Genomic DNA, 557 nt, shown 5'->3' on the forward strand with positions numbered 1-557 from the left:
AGAACGTCACCGACGAATCCACGGCAGTCTCCGGCAATCAAACCGGAGACAAGGAAAAGGCGGCGCAAGGCAAAGCCGCTTTGAACAAAGCCATGAAACCCATCCAAGGCAAGCTGAACCTCGGACGCACGCTGGCCGTGGTTTCGGGACTGCTCAGCGTAGCCCCCTATGCGGCGCTGGTCAGTATCGGCGACGTGTTGCTCAAGGCATGGCAGCAACATACGCAACCAGACGCCAATCTTGTGTGGATGTACGTGCTTGTTCTGATCGGCGCGTTCACGCTGCGCGGCCTCGTCTATTTCATCGCGTTGACGGTGACGCATTTCGCCGACTGCACGTTGGGCGCCAGCATTCGCAAATCCATGGCCGACGCGCTCGGCAAGGCCCCGCTTTCCACGTTCAACGCGTCGACGTCCGGCACGATCCGCAAATCGGTGCATGACGATGTGGAAACATTGCATTCGCTGGTCGCGCATTGGCCGGTCGAAGGCACCGCAGCGGTGGCCGCGCCGATCGCGCTGTTCGCCTACATTGTGGTGTTGGATTGGCGTCTGGCG

Annotated in this window: 1 protein-coding gene; it reads left to right on the forward strand. The window is 60.5% G+C overall.

All coding sequences use genetic code 11. From position 1 onward, the window contains the following. On the forward strand, positions 1–557 hold a 557-nt coding region (locus IE142_RS35720), incomplete at both ends, for an ABC transporter transmembrane domain-containing protein (protein ID WP_191889506.1).

Origin of the sequence: Streptomyces mutabilis, assembly GCF_014649815.1 — a bacterium.
Classification (GTDB): Bacteria; Actinomycetota; Actinomycetes; order Streptomycetales; family Streptomycetaceae; genus Streptomyces; species Streptomyces mutabilis.